The 14,952-nt window shown below is 62.7% G+C and carries 14 protein-coding genes, 1 tRNA gene and 1 pseudogene; 2 read left to right on the top strand and 14 right to left on the bottom strand.

Annotation, left to right across the window (positions count from 1 at the left end):
- The first annotated feature begins 6 nt into the window (after nt 1–6).
- Nucleotides 7–261: a Rho-binding antiterminator gene (locus tag HB860_RS20165; protein ID WP_247627735.1), complete on the top strand. Its 255-nt coding sequence runs from the start codon at nt 7–9 to the stop codon at nt 259–261.
- Between the two features lie 69 nt (nt 262–330).
- Here the strand turns inward: HB860_RS20165 and HB860_RS20160 are convergent, their stop codons facing one another.
- From HB860_RS20160 to HB860_RS20100, 13 genes are all read right to left on the bottom strand, one after another.
- Nucleotides 331–1,089 (bottom strand): class I SAM-dependent methyltransferase, encoded by a 759-nt coding sequence (locus tag HB860_RS20160; protein WP_282101277.1) that lies wholly within the window; start codon nt 1,087–1,089, stop codon nt 331–333.
- Nucleotides 1,090–1,140: 51 nt separating this feature from the next.
- Nucleotides 1,141–3,705: a sensor domain-containing phosphodiesterase gene (locus tag HB860_RS20155; protein ID WP_247627734.1), complete on the bottom strand. Its 2,565-nt coding sequence runs from the start codon at nt 3,703–3,705 to the stop codon at nt 1,141–1,143.
- A 204-nt stretch (nt 3,706–3,909) separates the two neighbouring features.
- A complete protein-coding gene (gene prlC, locus HB860_RS20150) occupies nt 3,910–5,952 on the bottom strand; it encodes an oligopeptidase A (RefSeq protein ID WP_247627733.1) in 2,043 nt (680 codons plus the stop codon).
- Nucleotides 5,953–6,173: 221 nt separating this feature from the next.
- The gene (gene hemB, locus HB860_RS20145) at nt 6,174–7,193 is read right to left on the bottom strand and encodes a porphobilinogen synthase (protein WP_247627732.1); all 1,020 of its coding nucleotides are present in this window, start codon (nt 7,191–7,193) and stop codon (nt 6,174–6,176) included.
- 3 nt (nt 7,194–7,196) lie between these two features.
- Nucleotides 7,197–7,982, bottom strand: a complete 786-nt coding sequence (locus HB860_RS20140; RefSeq protein ID WP_247627731.1) for a TatD family hydrolase — start codon at nt 7,980–7,982, stop codon at nt 7,197–7,199.
- 188 nt (nt 7,983–8,170) lie between these two features.
- On the bottom strand, nt 8,171–8,926 hold the full coding sequence (tatC, locus tag HB860_RS20135; RefSeq protein ID WP_247627730.1) for a twin-arginine translocase subunit TatC: 756 nt from the start codon (nt 8,924–8,926) through the stop codon (nt 8,171–8,173).
- Complete coding sequence (gene tatB / locus HB860_RS20130; RefSeq protein ID WP_247627729.1) at nt 8,923–9,384, bottom strand: Sec-independent protein translocase protein TatB; 462 nt, start codon at nt 9,382–9,384, stop codon at nt 8,923–8,925. The genes tatC and tatB overlap by 4 nt, the downstream gene beginning before the upstream one ends.
- Nucleotides 9,385–9,387: 3 nt before the next feature.
- Nucleotides 9,388–9,636 carry a Sec-independent protein translocase subunit TatA gene (tatA, locus tag HB860_RS20125; protein ID WP_025328841.1) on the bottom strand — a complete coding sequence of 83 codons (249 nt, stop codon included), beginning with the start codon at nt 9,634–9,636 and terminating at the stop codon, nt 9,388–9,390.
- 40 nt (nt 9,637–9,676) lie between these two features.
- Nucleotides 9,677–11,317, bottom strand: a complete 1,641-nt coding sequence (ubiB, locus tag HB860_RS20120) for a ubiquinone biosynthesis regulatory protein kinase UbiB (RefSeq protein WP_139438510.1) — start codon at nt 11,315–11,317, stop codon at nt 9,677–9,679.
- Nucleotides 11,317–11,925: a ubiquinone biosynthesis accessory factor UbiJ gene (locus HB860_RS20115; protein WP_247627728.1), complete on the bottom strand. Its 609-nt coding sequence runs from the start codon at nt 11,923–11,925 to the stop codon at nt 11,317–11,319. Before HB860_RS20115 ends, ubiB begins: the two co-directional genes overlap by 1 nt.
- An 8-nt stretch (nt 11,926–11,933) precedes the next feature.
- Nucleotides 11,934–12,686, bottom strand: a complete 753-nt coding sequence (gene ubiE, locus HB860_RS20110; RefSeq protein ID WP_139438504.1) for a bifunctional demethylmenaquinone methyltransferase/2-methoxy-6-polyprenyl-1,4-benzoquinol methylase UbiE — start codon at nt 12,684–12,686, stop codon at nt 11,934–11,936.
- A 65-nt stretch (nt 12,687–12,751) separates the two neighbouring features.
- Nucleotides 12,752–13,129 carry a fluoride efflux transporter CrcB gene (gene crcB, locus HB860_RS20105; RefSeq protein ID WP_139438501.1) on the bottom strand — a complete coding sequence of 126 codons (378 nt, stop codon included), beginning with the start codon at nt 13,127–13,129 and terminating at the stop codon, nt 12,752–12,754.
- 88 nt (nt 13,130–13,217) lie between these two features.
- Nucleotides 13,218–14,483, bottom strand: coding sequence for a cytosine deaminase (locus HB860_RS20100; protein WP_247627727.1), 1,266 nt, complete (start codon nt 14,481–14,483; stop codon nt 13,218–13,220).
- A 91-nt stretch (nt 14,484–14,574) separates the two neighbouring features.
- Here HB860_RS20100 and HB860_RS20095 point away from each other — a divergent pair.
- Nucleotides 14,575–14,828 (top strand): annotated as a pseudogene (locus HB860_RS20095) (hypothetical protein).
- A 48-nt stretch (nt 14,829–14,876) separates the two neighbouring features.
- Here the strand turns inward: HB860_RS20095 and HB860_RS20090 are convergent.
- Nucleotides 14,877–14,952 (bottom strand) — tRNA-Thr (locus tag HB860_RS20090).

Below are 14,952 nucleotides of genomic sequence, written 5' to 3'. Positions count from 1 at the left end.
TCGATCATGCCGGATTACCAACCCATCAGCTGTGACCTCTACGACTGGCTCGAGATAGCCGCCCGCTGGCAACTGCCGGTGACCCTCGCCAGCCGCGACGGTCGCCGATGGGATGACAGGATCCGCACCATAGAGGCCAGCGACGGCGTCGAGTATCTGCTGCTGGAGAGCGGCGAGCGTCTCAGCCTCGCCGACCTGGCGACCCTGGATCTCGTCTGGCAGGGGGAAGCGCGGCATATCCGCTTCGCCCCCGCCAGCTGACCTCAAGGCAAAAAGGAGGGCCAACACAGGTTGGCCCTCCTTTTTTGCATCCGCGACTCACACCGGCAGTTAACCCGCCAGCGCCGCCATCACATAGACGTCGAAGCGGTTGCTCTTGGTCTCTATGGCCATGCTCGGTTTGTGCTCGTTGAGCCAGCCCGCGTAGTCCGGACGCTTCACCACCACCCGCTTCTGTGCCATCTGCAACGCCGCCGGCAGCAGGGCATCCGCATCGAGATCCGGCCCCACCAGCGACTGGAACACCCGCATCTCTTTTTTCACCAGCGCCGACTTCTGCTTGTGGGGGAACATGGGATCCAGGTAGATCACCTCTGGCCGTTCCGGCAACGCCAGCAGGTTGTCCACCGCAGGCCCCTGCAGGAGATGCATGCGCTCGCTGACCCAGGAGCCTATCTCGGGATCCTGCGCCGCCCGCGCCAGGCCGTCCTGCAACAGGGCCGCCACCACGGGGCTGCGCTCTATCAGGGTCACCTTGCAGCCGAGGGAGGCGAGCACGAAGGCGTCGCGGCCGAGCCCGGCGGTGGCATCCACCACGGTCGGCATGGCCCCGGACTTCAGCCCCACCGCCTTGGCGATGGACTGGCCGCGGCCGCCACCGAACTTGCGCCTGTGGGCAACGGCCCCTTCCACGAAGTCCACATAGACGGCACCCAGCTTGGGCTCATCCAGCTTACGCAGCTCCAGCCTGGTGTCAGTCAGCACCAGCGCAAAGGGGGCGGGAAACTCCACCTCGGCCAGACGCAGTCGCAGGGCGTCCAGCTCGCCGTCGCGGGCGGGCACTTCACTGAAAACCTGGATATGGGGCATAACGAAGACTCATGGCGGCACGGAAGCGGGCATGATAGCAGAAGCGGGGGATCAGCTCACTGTGGTCAGGTTGGCCAGGTTCATCCCCTGGCGATTGAGGATCAGGTATTCCACCAGATCGTCATAGGGCAGCGGGCGGCTGAGCAGATAGCCCTGGGTGAAGGCACAGCCCTTCTGGCACAGGAAGTTGAGCTGCTCCCGGGTCTCCACCCCCTCGATCACCACCTGCATGCCGAGGTTGTGCACTATGTTGATGATGCCGTCCAGCAGCAGCCTGTCCTGCTCGTTGAAGGGGATGTGGCGCACGAAGGATCTGTCTATCTTGACCAGATCCACCGGGAAGGTGCGCAGGTAGTTGAGGGCCGAGTAGCCGGTGCCGAAGTCGTCGATAGCCAGCTTGCAGCCCGCCTCGCGCAGGGCATCGATCCGCACCCTGTGCTGATCGCTGCTCTCCATCAGCAGGGACTCGGTGATCTCTATGATGATGTCCGCCGGGTCCAGGTCGAAGTGGCGGATCACCCTGAGCCACTCGTTTGCCTCGGGATCGATTGTCTGGAACTCCAGGGTGGAGCGGTTGATGGACATCTGCAACTCCGGGAAACCGGACTTCTGCAGCCTCGCCAGATCCCGGCACGACTGCCAGAGCACCAGGGCACCCAGCCCCTGGATGAGCCCCGCCTCTTCCGCCAGCGGGATGAAGTCTGCCGGCGAGACCTGACCCCAGTGGGGGTGATACCAGCGCACCAGGGCTTCCAGCTTGGCGACCCGGCCGCTGCGATTGTCCCAGATGGGCTGATAGGCCATGGTCAGCTGCGCCAGCTTGATGGCCTCCGCCAGATCCTGCTGCATCTGGTGGCGCTGGCTCACCTCTTCCCGCATGGAGGCGCTGTAGGTACCGAGGGAGCGTCCCTGCCGCTTGGCGACGAACAGCGCCTGCTCCGCATTGCGCAGCAGCTCGTCGCTGTCACCGCCGTCGTTGGGGCAGAGGGTGATGCCGAGGGTCGCGGTTACATAGAGGTGCTGATTGGCCAGCATGAAGGGTCGGGCGAAGCCGCCTATCACCTGCTTGGCAAACACCTCGGCCTGGCGGCGATTGACGATGCCGGGCACCAGGAAGGCAAACTCGTCGCCACCAATGCGGGCCACCAGATCCTCGGTGCGCACCCGGCTCACCAGCCGATCCGACACCTCTCGCAGCAGGGCATCACCCACATGGTGATCCATGCTGTTGTTGACCGCCTTGAAGTTGTTGAGATCCAGCACCATCAGCGCGAAGCGCTCCCCCCGCTCGCAGAAGCGGGCGAGGCAGCGGCCGAACAGCCAGCGGTTCGGCAGCCCGGTGAGGTTGTCGTAGTTGGCCTGGGCGGCAATCTTCTGCTCCGCCAGCTTGGTCTGGGAGAGATCGCTGAAGATGGCGATGTACTGGCTGATCCTGCCCCCTTCCCGCAGGGCGCTGATCATCAGCTGCTGGGGATAGAGCTTGCCGTTCTTGCGCTTGTTCCACACCTCGCCGCGCCAGATCCCCACCCGCTCCAGGGCGTGATACATGTCGGCGTAGAAGGTCTGATCGTGCAGCCCGGACTTGAGCAGGCTGGGACGCTGACCGCGGGCCTCCTCCTCGCTGTAGCCGGTGATCTTCTCGAACGCCGGGTTCACCGAGATGATGCGACTGTCGGCATCGCACACCAGGATGGCCTCGGAGAGGTTGTCATAGACCCGGTGGGAGAGCTTGAGCTGCTCCGCATGGCGCTTCATGGGGTCTATGTTCTCCAGCACCACCATGAGGTAGTCGGGATGCATCTGCTCGTTGCGGATCAGGGTCACTGTCACCCGGCCCCACAGCACAGAGCCGTCCCGGTGCAGGTAGCGCTTCTCCTGGGTAAAGGCGGGGCGCTCTCCCCGCTTGAGGGCGTCGTAGAGCGGGATGCTGGTCAGCCAGTCGTCTGGGTGGCTGAGCTCGGCGACGGTGAGCCGCAGCAGCTCCTGCTGGCTGTAGCCCAGCATCTTCTCGATGGCTGGGTTGACCCAGAGGATGGTGCCGTTCAGATCGAGCTTGCCGATGCCGACCGGCGCATGGGACATCATGGTGTCCAGGAAGTCGGGGCATTCCGGCTGGGTTGGGGGCGACTGACGCTGCTGCTGATACATCAGGGCCAGTTCACGGCCGGCGAGCGGCGCCAGCAGTCGCAGCAGCCCCATGATCTTGTCCATTCTGGGAGTGGCCCGCTTGAACATGACGCTGCACAGCCCCAGGGTCTCGCCCTCGGCACTCTTCAGTGCGACGCCGGCATAGGCCCTGACCTGGCAACGCTCCAGCACGGCCGCATGGGGAAACAGCTCCCGGGTACGATCGCTGAACCAGGCTTCTCCCTGCTGCATGGCGATCTCGCCCGGAGTGTCCGCGAGGGGGAAGCTGTAGGAATTGATGTCGAGAGAGGCAGGATAGGCGGCATGCACGGTGAAGAAGAGCCCGGCCTGATCCTTGCCTGAAACCAGGACGAAGTCAGCCCCGACCGCGTTGGCGATTTCACTCACAAAGGTATCAAAATATCCCTGACCACTCGAATGAGACAGGCTGGAGATGATTTGATAGACAGACTCGAGTGCTCGCCTCATGGCAAGGTTCTTTCTCTCCTTGGAAGGTAGAACCCGACTCTACTGAAGAGGCGGGGCCAGTGCAAACATGCACTCCGCAAGATATTAAAAAGCCTTGAAAAAAGGGACCAAAAGGTCCCTTTTTCTCTCAAAAATCACGTTGTGATCCCACTATGTCGCAAATCTGTACCTGCTTGAAGCTCACGCCGGCGAAGGCGCCGGGCCTCAGGCGGCTATCCCGCTGTGACGCAGCAGGGCATCCACCTTGGGCTCGCGACCGCGGAAGGCACGGAACAGCTCCATCGGCTCCTTGGATCCCCCCTTCTCCAGAATGTGCTTCAGGAAGGATTGGCCGGTGGCCGGGTTGAAGATCCCCTCCTCCTCGAAACGGGAGAAGGCATCGGCGGAGAGCACCTCGGCCCACTTGTAGCTGTAGTAGCCCGCAGCATAACCCCCGGCGAAGATGTGGGAGAAGCTGTGCTGGAAGCGGTTGAACGCCGGCGGCGTCATCACGGCCACCTGGCTGCGCACCTCCGCCAGCAGGGCCGGGATCTGATCCGGATTGGCCGGGTCAAACTCCTGGTGCAGACGGAAGTCGAACAGGGCGAACTCCAGCTGACGCAGCATCTGCATCGCCGCCTGGAAGTTGCGGGCGGTCAGCATCTTCTCCAGCAGATCGGCGGGCAGCGGCTCGCCGGTTTCATGATGGCCGGAGATGAAGGCCAGCGCCTCGGACTCCCAGCACCAGTTCTCCAGGAACTGGCTCGGCAGCTCCACCGCATCCCAGGCCACGCCATTGATGCCGGCCACGCCGGCCACGTCGATCCGGGTCAGCATGTGGTGAATGCCGTGGCCGAACTCGTGGAACAGGGTGACCACTTCGTTGTGGGTGAACAGGGCCGGCTTGCCATCCACCGGGCCGTTGAAGTTGCAGGTCAGGTAGGCCACCGGCTTTTGCAGCGAGCCATCCTGACGGTAGCGACGGCCCAGGCAGACATCCATCCAGGCGCCGCCCTGCTTGTGTTCCCGGGCATAGAGGTCGAGGTAGAAGCTGCCGCGCAGCTCGTCCTCGGCATCGAAGATGTCGTAGAAGCGCACGTCCGGGTGCCAGGTGTCGATGCCGAGACGCTCGCGCACCTTCATGCCGAACACCCGCTTCACCACCTCGAACAGCCCCTTCACCACCTTGCTGGCGGGGAAGTAGGGGCGCAGCTGCTCGTCGGAGATGGAGAACTTGTGCTGCTTGAGCTTCTCGGCGTAGTAGGCGAGATCCCAGGCCGCCAGCTCGCTCTGGCCGTGCTGCTCGGCGGCGAAGGTGCGGATCTCCTCCAGCTCGGCCTTGCCTTGGGGCAGGGACTTGGCCGCCAGATCGGTGAGGAAGCTCACCACCTGCTCGGGCTTGTCCGCCATCTTGGTGGCGAGGGAGAGCTCGGCGTAGTTGGCAAAGCCCAGCAGCTGGGCCAGCTCGCGGCGCAGGGTGAGCAGCTCGCTCATGATGGCGGAGTTGTCCCACTTGCCGGCGTTGGGGCCCTGGTCGGAGGCGCGGGTGGTGAAGGCCTCATACAGCTCGGCCCGCAGGGCACGGTTGTCCGCATACATCATCACCGGCAGATAGGAGGGGATATCCAGGGTGAACAGCCAACCTTCCTTGCCCTTCAGCTCGGCCATCTGGCGGGCGGCCGCCTGCGCGCTCGCGGGCAGACCGGCCAGTTCGGCCTCGTCGGTCACCAGCTTGCTCCAGCCCTGAGTCGCATCCAGCACGTTGTTGCTGAAGCGGGAGGCCAGCTCCGAGAGGCGAGACTGGATCTCGCCATAGCGCTGCTGCGCCTCGGCGGGCAGACCTATGCCGGAGAGGCGGAAGTCGCGCAGGGTATTCTGGATCTCCTTGCGCTGGGCGCCGCTCAGCAGGAGGAAGTCGTCGCTCTCGGAGAGGGCCAGATAGGCTTGATAGAGGCCTTCATGCTGGCCCACATAGGTCTGGAATTCGGAGAGCAGCGGCAGGCAGGCGTCATGGGCCGCGCGCAGCGCCTCGCTGTTCTGTACGGCGTTGAGGTGGCTGACCGGCGACCAGATCCGGGACAGGCGGTCATTGACCTCTTCCAGCGGGGCGATCAGGCTGTCCCAGGTGTGGGGCTCCTTCTGCGCCAGCACATCGGCAATCTTCTGTTTGCAATCGGCGATGGCCTGCGTCACGGCAGGCTGCACCTGATCGGGCTGGATCTGGCTGAAGGGGGGCAGCGAGTCCATCGTCAGCAAAGGGTTAGTCATCTGCGGTACCTCTAAATGCTCTGCAGCCCCTGCCGTCCAGAAGCTTGCTTGGACCATCTAAGATGTAGGCAGAAACCCCATTTATCAAGCCTTTGCCGCCCAGAGCCGGGTCTGCTGCCCAGATTTCGCCAAAAGCTGCTCATTAATGCAGCGATCCGGCATCCGGAGACGACAATGCCGGCCAAAGGGCCGGCATTGTGAGGGCATCGACGCTACCCGTCTCAGCGTTGGGCGTCCTCTTTCAACCACTGGGCGACCCGCTTGGCGAAGTAGGTGAGGATGCCGTCGGCACCGGCCCGCTTGAAGCAGAGCAGGGACTCCAGCACGCACTCCTTCTCTTTCAGCCAGCCGTTCTGGATCGCCGCCATGTGCATGGCGTACTCGCCGCTCACCTGGTAGGCGAAGGTCGGCACCCCGAACTGATCCTTCACCCGACGGATGACGTCCAGGTAGGGCATGCCCGGCTTGACCATGACGCTGTCAGCCCCTTCGGCGATATCCAGCGCCACCTCGTGCAGGGCCTCGTTGCCGTTGGCCGGATCCATCTGGTAGCTGGCCTTGTTGCTCTTGCCGAGGTTGGCGGCGGAGCCCACCGCATCGCGGAACGGGCCGTAGTAGCTGGAGGCGTACTTGGCGGAGTAGGCCATGATCTGGACGTTGACGAAGCCGTTCTCCTCCAGCGCGGCGCGAATCGCTCCGATGCGGCCATCCATCATGTCGGACGGCGCCACTATATCGGCCCCCGCCTGCGCATGAGAGAGCGCCTGCTTCACCAGGATCCCGGTGGTGATGTCGTTTTGCACATAGCCTTCGTCATCGATGATGCCGTCCTGACCGTGGGTGGTGAAGGGATCCAGCGCCACATCAGTGATGACACCCAGCTCCGGGAAGCGGGCCTTGAGGGCGCGGGTCGCCCGCTGGGCCAGCCCGTCCGGGTTGTAGGCCTCTTCCGCCAGCAGGCTCTTCTGCGCCAGCGGCGTCACCGGGAACAGGGCGATAGCGGGCACGCCGAGGGCCACCAGCTCTTCGGCCTCCGCCAGCAACAGATCGATGGAGAGCCTGTCCACCCCCGGCATGGAGGCGACGGCCTCACGCTGACCCTCCCCCTCCAGCACGAACACCGGATAGATGAGATCGTTGACGGTCAGCTGGTTCTCGCGCACCAGACGACGGCTGAAATCATGTTTGCGCACCCGGCGCAGGCGGCGACCCGGAAAGGCGCCCGGAAGAGTTATGGCCATGAATCACTCCAGAAGAGGAAGTTGGAAAAATGCGGCGGAGGTGGCCCGGGTATGGGCCAGCAAGGCCTCGGGCGCTTCACCACGGCAGGCCGCCACCACCTGGGCGATGTGCGGCAAAAAAGCGGGTTCGTTGCGTTTCGGACGCGGTTTCAAATCCCGCGGCACCAGATAGGGAGCATCGGTCTCGATCATCAGCCGACCGGCCGGAATGCGCGCCACCTGCTCGCGCAGCAACTGGCCGCGCCGCTCGTCGCACAACCAGCCGGTCACCCCGATATGCAGCCCCAGCGCCAGGCACTCGTCCAGCTCCTCGTCGGAGCCGGTGAAGCAGTGCAGCACGGCCCCCGGCAATCTGGGCAACCAGGGCCGCAGGATCTCGACAAAGCGGGTGTGGGCATCGCGGCAGTGGAGAAACACCGGCATCCCCAGCTCGGCGGCCAGCGCCAGCTGGGTGTCGAACACCGCATCCTGCACCGGGCGGGGGGAGAAGTCGCGGTTGTAGTCGAGGCCGCACTCGCCGATGGCCACCACCTGGGGCAGCGCCGCCAGTGCGCGTAAGGCGGGCAGGGTCTGCTCATCCACGCTCTTGGCATCGTGGGGATGTACCCCGGCGGTGGAGAAGCAGTAACCGGGCCACTCGGCGGCCAGTGCCGCACTCTCGTGGCTGCCGGCCAGATCGGTACCGGTCAGGATCAGCGCCTCCACCCCGGCGGCGCGGGCGCGGGCCACCAGTGCTGGCTGTTCGCCGGCAAACTGGGGGCTGGTGAGGTTGAGACCAATGTCGATCATGGGATCAGAGGTTCCGAACAAAAGGAATGCATATCAGGTATTTGAAAACCATCTACTCGATGGGGCATCACCATACGCCTCGAACGGATGCATGAAAAGAGGAAGGGAGCCTCAGCTCCCCTCGTTCTGCTATTCCTGCGGACTTCGTCATCCTCTCGCCGTCCGGCAAACAGATGACGAACAGAGCCTCAGCTCTCCACATCCGGTTGTTCCTGCTCTTCCTCGTCCTCTTTCCTCACATAGAAGCGGGCGAAGAAGAGACCTATCTCCCACAGGGCCCACATGGGGATCGCCAGCAGGGTCTGGGAGAAGACATCGGGCGGGGTCAGCAGCATGCCGACCACGAAGACCCCGACGATGACGTAGGGGCGCTTCTCCTTCAGACTCTTGGGGGTGGTGACCCCGGTCCAGCAGAGCAATATGGTGGCCACAGGTATCTCGAACGCCACCCCGAACGCGAAGAACAGGGTCAGCACGAAGTCCAGATAGCTGGCAATGTCGGTCGCCACCGTCACCCCGGCGGGGGCCGTGCTGGTGAAGAAGCCGAACACCAGGGGGAACACCACGTAGTAGGCGAACGCCATGCCGGCATAGAAGAGCACGGCACTGGAGGCCACCAACGGCATGACGAGACGCCGCTCGTGCTGGTACAGGCCGGGGGCGATGAAGGCCCAGGCCTGATAGAGCAGATAGGGGATGGCCACGAAGAAGGAGACCACCAGGGTCAGCTTGATGGGCGTGATGAAGGGAGTCGCCACATCCGTCGCTATCATGCTGGTTCCTTCAGGCAGCTGGCTGAGCAGCGGCCGGGCCACGAAATCGTAGATGTCGTTGGAGAAGTAGATAAGCGCGACAAACGCCAGCAGGATGGCGGAGATGGAACGCAGCAGGCGGGTTCTCAGCTCCACCAGGTGGCTGATAAGGGGTTGTTCGGCCTGACTCATGGCTTCACCTCCCCCTTGCCGGCCGACTCGCTGACGGGCTCGCGCTGGCTGTTGACCGGCGGCACCTCGGTCAGCTGCACGGCAGGCTCCACCGGGACGACGGGTTCAACCTGGGCGACCGGCTCGGAGCGTGGCGGGCGGATCTCGTTCTGCGCTTCCTGCTGTGGCTGATAGGGACGGTTCACCGACTGGGCCGCCGCCTTCAACTGCTCGATGGACTCCTGCAGCTCTGGGCTCAGGTTGTTCATCTGCAACTGCTCGGCCTTCTTCAGATCATTGTGCAGCTCTTGCAACTTCAGCTCCTGCTCCAGCTCTGTCTTGACCGAGTTGGCGGTACTGCGGATCAGCCTGATCCAGTGGCTGGCGGTACGGATGGCGACCGGCAACCGCTCGGGACCCAGCACCACCAGGGCGACGACACCGATGACGACCAGCTCCCAAAAACCGATGTCGAACATGGCTTAGGCCTGATCTTTGTCTTTCTGCTTGGCGGTCTCGGCACTGCTGGCCGTCTCGTTCAGCTGCTTGGCCGGGAACTCCGCATCCTTCTGCTCGGGCTTGGCATCGGCCGGATCATCCGACAGCGCCTTCTTGAACCCCTTCACGGCCGCACCCAGATCACCGCCGATACCGCGCAGCTTCTTGGTACCGAACAGCAGCACGACGATGACTGCGATGATCAACAATTGCCAAATACTGATACCACCCATGACTTTCTCTCCAGGATAGGCGCCTGATGGCGCAGTTTAATTAATGAATGCGGGTCTTCAACCAGCCCAGCAGCCAGCATAACCCGGCGCCGGCGAGACTGATTTGTCCCCACTCAATATGTTGTTTCTGGGTCAGCAAGAATACACCCACCAACAGTAGGCTGGCTCCCACCCCTAAGAGGTAGCGGGCCTGTCCCTGACGGCGGCTGTGCAGGCGAAAATCGGCAAACATCTGCTCGAAGTGGTGCTGCTGATGCCGCGCCTGGCGCAGGGTCTCGTAGACCAGCTCAGGCAGCTCCGGCAGCTTCTCCGCCCAGAAGGGGGCCTTCTCGCGGATCGCGTTGAGCACCGCCTTGGGGCCCACCTGCTCGTGCATCCAGCTTTCCAGGTAGGGCTTGGCGGTCTGCCACAGGTCCAGCTGGGGATAGAGCTGGCGCCCCAGCCCTTCCACATAGAGCAGGGTCTTCTGCAGCAACACCAGCTGGGGCTGCACCTGCATGTTGAAGCGACGGGCGGTGTTAAACAGGTTGAGCAGCACGTGGCCGAACGAAATTTCGGAGAGCGGCTTCTCGAAGATGGGCTCCAGCACGGTGCGGATGGCGAACTCGAACTCGTCCACCTTGGTGTCGGGCGGTACCCAGCCGGACTCCACGTGCAGCTGCGCCACCCGCTGATAGTCACGGTTGAAGAAGGCGAGGAAGTTCTCCGCCAGGTAGCGCTTGTCTTCCCGGTTCAGGGTGCCGACTATGCCGCAGTCGATGCCGATCCAGAGCGGATTCTCCGGATGCTCGTAGGAGACGAAGATGTTGCCCGGGTGCATGTCCGCGTGGAAGAAGCTGTCACGGAACACCTGGGTGAAGAAGACCTCGACCCCGCGCTCCGCCAGCAGCTTCATGTTGGTGCCGTTGGCCTCCAGCGCGGCGATGTCGGAGACGGGAATGCCGTAGATGCGCTCCATCACCAGCACCTGCTCGCGGCAGTGATCCGTGTAGACCTCGGGCACATAGAGCGCCTCCGAGCCGGTGAAGTTGCGCCTCAGCTGGATGGCGTTGGCGGCTTCGCGCATCAGGTTCAGCTCGTCGAGTATGGTCTTGCGGTACTCCTCCACCACCTCGACAGGGCGCAGTCGTGCGCTCTGGGGCACGAAACGGGCCACCAGACGGGCCAGCGCCTGCATCAGCCGCAGATCGGCCTCGATGACGGGCTCTATGTCGGGACGGATCACCTTGATGACGATCTCCCGGCCATTCTCCTTCAAGCGGGCGGTATGGACCTGGGCAATGGAGGCGGATGCCAGCGGCGTCTCGTCGAAGTCATCGAACAGCGTCTCGATGGGGCAACCCAGGCTCGCCTCTATCTGGCGCCTGGCCTCCTGCCCGCAGAAGGGGGGCACCCTGTCCTGCAGCAGAGCCAGCTCTTCGGCGATGTCCGGCGGCAGCAGATCCCGGCGGGTCGACAGCATCTGGCCGAACTTGATGAAGATGGGGCCCAGGGCCTCGAAGGCGAGGCGAATACGGGCGCCCCGGCACAGCTCCGGCTGTTTGTTCTTGAGCCAGAACAGGCTGCGGCGCACCAGGCGTCCGGGCCAGGGTTGATAGCGGGCGGGAACCAGCTCGTCGATGCCCTGCTCCAGCAGGATGCTGACGATACGATAGAGGCGCTTGAACTCCTTGGGGGTCATCAGCTCACCTGCTGCTCGAGGCGGGCGAGCCGCAACTCGACCGCCTTCATGTGCTGTGCCAGCAGCTCGACGTCGTCGTTGAAGCTCGCCACTTCCAGCGGGCCGGGGGCGAGGCGGGCCTCCTCGGTGAGGTACTCGGCCAGCTGGCGCTGGGAGCGGCACAACTCGCGGCCCACCACGCGACGGGCCTGACGGGCGCCGCCACACAGGGTATGAGCCAGCACGTCGCCGGTATAGCGCGACAGCTCCTCCTCCCAGTCGATGTCCAGCTCCCCCAGCAGGGCGCTGAAGGCCTGCACCAGCTGGGGATCGCCGCTCAAGTCCAGCTTTTCCTCGCGGATATAGCGAGTCAGGGCGGAAGGATCCCTCAGCAGGCCGATCGCCGTCAGCGACAGGCTCAGCACGGCGTCGGGCTCCCCTTCATAGCGGGCCAGCACGTCAAGTCGACGCTCGGAGAAGACAAACCAGAGCGGCTTGAGCTCACGCAGCTCCAGCTTGAGCACCTTGCCCACGAGCTTGCGCAGCCGCGCCGGGCTCTGCTTGTCGAGCTCCAGCAACTGGTTGAGGCTGGTTTCGATCACCGCGGTGACCATGGCATCCATCGGCATAGGCGACCTTAAAACTTGTAACCACGGTGCAGGGCAACCACACCCTGAGTCAGGTTGTAGAACTCCACCTGCTCGAAGCCAACCTGCTCCATCATGCCCGCCAGGGTCTGCTGATCCGGGTGCATGCGAATGGATTCCGCCAGGTACTTGTAGCTTTCCCCGTCGTTCGCGACGATTTCGCCCATTTTCGGCAGCAGCTTGAAGGAGTAGAGATCGTAGAGCTTGGCGATCACCTCGGTCGAAGGCTTGGAGAACTCCAGCACCAGCAGACGGCCACCCGGCTTGAGCACCCGGAACATGGAGGCCAGCGCCTTGTCCTTGTCGGTCACGTTGCGCAGGCCGAAGCCTATGGTGATGACGTCGAAGTGATTGTCCGGGAAGGGCAGCGCCTCGGCATTGGCCTGCACGTAGGAGACGTTGTTCGCCACCCCCAGGTTGCGCAGCTTGTCGCGGCCCACCTTGAGCATGGAGTCGTTGATGTCCGCCAGCACCACCTGACCCGTCTCGCCGACGATGCGGGAGAACTTGGCGGTCAGATCCCCGGTGCCACCGGCCAGATCCAGCACCTTCTGACCCTTGCGCACACCGGAACAGTCGATGGTGAAGCGCTTCCACAGGCGGTGAATGCCGAATGACATCAGATCGTTCATCAGATCATACTTGGCCGCCACCGAATGGAAGACGCCAGCCACCAGAGTTTCCTTCTCGGTCGCCGCCACGGTTTTATAGCCAAAATGCGTAGTATTAGTCTGTTCCGACATCCCTCAAACACCCATAGAGCAAAGAATGGCCGCCAGTTTACCAGAGCCGGTGACCTGCGGACACCTTAAACCCGGCTGGCAACCAACTGCATTCCCAGCATCACCATGGCCATACAGAGGAAGAGATTGAGACCTATGTTGAGCAGTGCCTTCAGATAGGCGCCTTGCTGTGCCAGCACCACGGTATCCAGGGCGAAAGAGGAGAAGGTGGTCAGGGCACCGAGGATACCCACCATCAGCAGCGGCTTCATGGGGTGTTCCACCACATGGCCATGGCTGATCAGCGCAAAGGCGATGCCCATGATGAAGGAGCCCACCACGTTGACCACCAGGGTGCCGTAGGGGAAGTGGCGTCCCAGCAGCAGCGCCATCAACTCGGCGATACCAAAACGAAGGCAGGCGCCGATGGCACCACCGGCCGCGACAAATAACCAGGTTTGCATAGGGAGGCTCCATAAGTGTCAGGCCGACATTATGCAAAATGCCGGCAAGCGGGGATAGCGGGGCAATTAATCTGCGGGGTTGGCCGCCTCATCGGCGAAAATCCACCGGCTCTGTCTGATCCAGATGCAGGGAGGTCTGCGCTGGCCGGGTCTCGGCAATCACGCGGCCATGGCGGATGGAGTAGCGCACCGGCACCTGACGACGCACCGCATCGAAGCCGCTCTCGGCGGGCAGGATCAGCAGGTTGGCCGGTTTTCCCACCTCGACGCCATAGCGATCCTGCACGTTCAGGGTGCGGGCACTGTGGCTGCTGATGAGCTTCAAGCTGTCGTTGATCTGCTCGTAGCCCATGATCTGGCAGACATGCAGCCCCATGTGCAGCACCTGCAACATGTTGGCCGTTCCCATGGGATACCAGGGATCGAACACATCGTCGTGGCCGAAGCAGACGTTGATGTTCGCTTCCAGCATCTCCTTCACCCGGGTGATGCCACGGCGCTTGGGGTAGGTATCGAAACGTCCCTGCAGGTGAATGTTCACCAGCGGATTGGCGACGAAGTTGATGTCCGCCATCTTGAGCAATCGGAACAGGCGAGAGGCATAGGCCCCGTTGTAGGAGTGCATGGCGGTGGTGTGGCTGGCGGTGACGCGATGGCCAATACCACGCTCGTAGGCGAGCGTCGCCAGGGTCTCGATAAAGCGGGACTGCTCGTCATCGATCTCGTCGCAGTGCACATCCACCAGAACCTGATACTTCTCGGCAAGATCGAAGACGTAATGCAGACTTTCGACCCCATACTCCCGGGTGAACTCGAAATGGGGAATGGCGCCGATCACGTCGGCTCCCAGCTTGAGCGCCTCTTCCAGCAAGGCCTTGCCGTTGGGATAGGAGAGGATCCCCTCCTGCGGGAAGGCGACGATCTGCAGCTCGACCCAGGGTTTCATCTCCTCGCGCACCTCCAGCATGGCTTTCAGAGCCACCAGGTTGGGGTCGGAGACATCCACATGGGTGCGAACGAACTGGATGCCGTTGGCGATCTGCCACTTCAGCGTCTGTATGGCCCGCCGCTTCACATCCTCATGGGTCAGCAGCGCCTTGCGTTCGGCCCAGCGCTCTATCCCCTCGAACAGGGTACCGGAGAGGTTCCAGCTCGGCTCACCGGCGGTCTGGGTAGTATCGAGGTGAATGTGGGGCTCGATAAAGGGGGGCATCGCCATCCCCTCCTCCCCATCCAGTTCCCGGGTGGAGAGGAGGATCTGGCTCATGGGGGCTATGGTCCTGATCAGACCATCCTGACACAGGATCTGCCACAGCCCCTCCCTGCCACTCAGACGCACATTCTTTATCAACATGTACCTTTCCCCTTAGAGACGCTGATAGCCTTTGCCAATCCACAACTTAGCTCGGATCAATTTAATAGAAAAGCGTTCACACAGAATGCAGATGAGACTGACATCATTGAAGGAGAGCAACGATAAAGGGCGTGGACCGGGATGAGAGCAGGATTGACCGAGATCGGCAGCGCAGGCTTGTTTCACGAGTATCAGCAGACGCTGGACATCAACAAGCCACCATTGACCGTGATCGACGAACCGTGGGAGTACAGACGGAACGAACAGCTGGTCGCAACCATTCAGATAGAGGCTTCCGGGCAGGCCCGCTTCTATCTCGATGCCAGACAGATCTCGATGAGCTGAATGGTAAAAACAAAAAAGCCTCCCTTTTCAGGGAGGCTTTCGTTTTCATGGTGCTGATACCCAGAGTCGAACTGGGGACCTCATCCTTACCAAGGATGCGCTCTACCAACTGAGCCATATCAGC

Source organism: Aeromonas genomosp. paramedia (assembly GCF_023093515.1).
In the GTDB taxonomy this organism is placed as follows: domain Bacteria; phylum Pseudomonadota; class Gammaproteobacteria; order Enterobacterales; family Aeromonadaceae; genus Aeromonas.
The sequence above is the reverse complement of the archived record's forward strand: the minus strand, read 5'-3'. Positions and strand labels throughout refer to the sequence as shown.

Coding starts and splice junctions, on each gene's coding strand:
- HB860_RS20165 (WP_247627735.1), top strand. CDS start 7: ATGCCGGATTACCAACCCATCAGCTGTGACCTCTACGACTGGCTCGAG.
- HB860_RS20160 (WP_282101277.1), bottom strand. CDS start 1,089: ATGCCCCATATCCAGGTTTTCAGTGAAGTGCCCGCCCGCGACGGCGAG.
- HB860_RS20155 (WP_247627734.1), bottom strand. CDS start 3,705: ATGAGGCGAGCACTCGAGTCTGTCTATCAAATCATCTCCAGCCTGTCT.
- prlC (WP_247627733.1), bottom strand. CDS start 5,952: ATGACTAACCCTTTGCTGACGATGGACTCGCTGCCCCCCTTCAGCCAG.
- hemB (WP_247627732.1), bottom strand. CDS start 7,193: ATGGCCATAACTCTTCCGGGCGCCTTTCCGGGTCGCCGCCTGCGCCGG.
- HB860_RS20140 (WP_247627731.1), bottom strand. CDS start 7,982: ATGATCGACATTGGTCTCAACCTCACCAGCCCCCAGTTTGCCGGCGAA.
- tatC (WP_247627730.1), bottom strand. CDS start 8,926: ATGAGTCAGGCCGAACAACCCCTTATCAGCCACCTGGTGGAGCTGAGA.
- tatB (WP_247627729.1), bottom strand. CDS start 9,384: ATGTTCGACATCGGTTTTTGGGAGCTGGTCGTCATCGGTGTCGTCGCC.
- tatA (WP_025328841.1), bottom strand. CDS start 9,636: ATGGGTGGTATCAGTATTTGGCAATTGTTGATCATCGCAGTCATCGTC.
- ubiB (WP_139438510.1), bottom strand. CDS start 11,317: ATGACCCCCAAGGAGTTCAAGCGCCTCTATCGTATCGTCAGCATCCTG.
- HB860_RS20115 (WP_247627728.1), bottom strand. CDS start 11,925: ATGCCGATGGATGCCATGGTCACCGCGGTGATCGAAACCAGCCTCAAC.
- ubiE (WP_139438504.1), bottom strand. CDS start 12,686: ATGTCGGAACAGACTAATACTACGCATTTTGGCTATAAAACCGTGGCG.
- crcB (WP_139438501.1), bottom strand. CDS start 13,129: ATGCAAACCTGGTTATTTGTCGCGGCCGGTGGTGCCATCGGCGCCTGC.
- HB860_RS20100 (WP_247627727.1), bottom strand. CDS start 14,483: ATGTTGATAAAGAATGTGCGTCTGAGTGGCAGGGAGGGGCTGTGGCAG.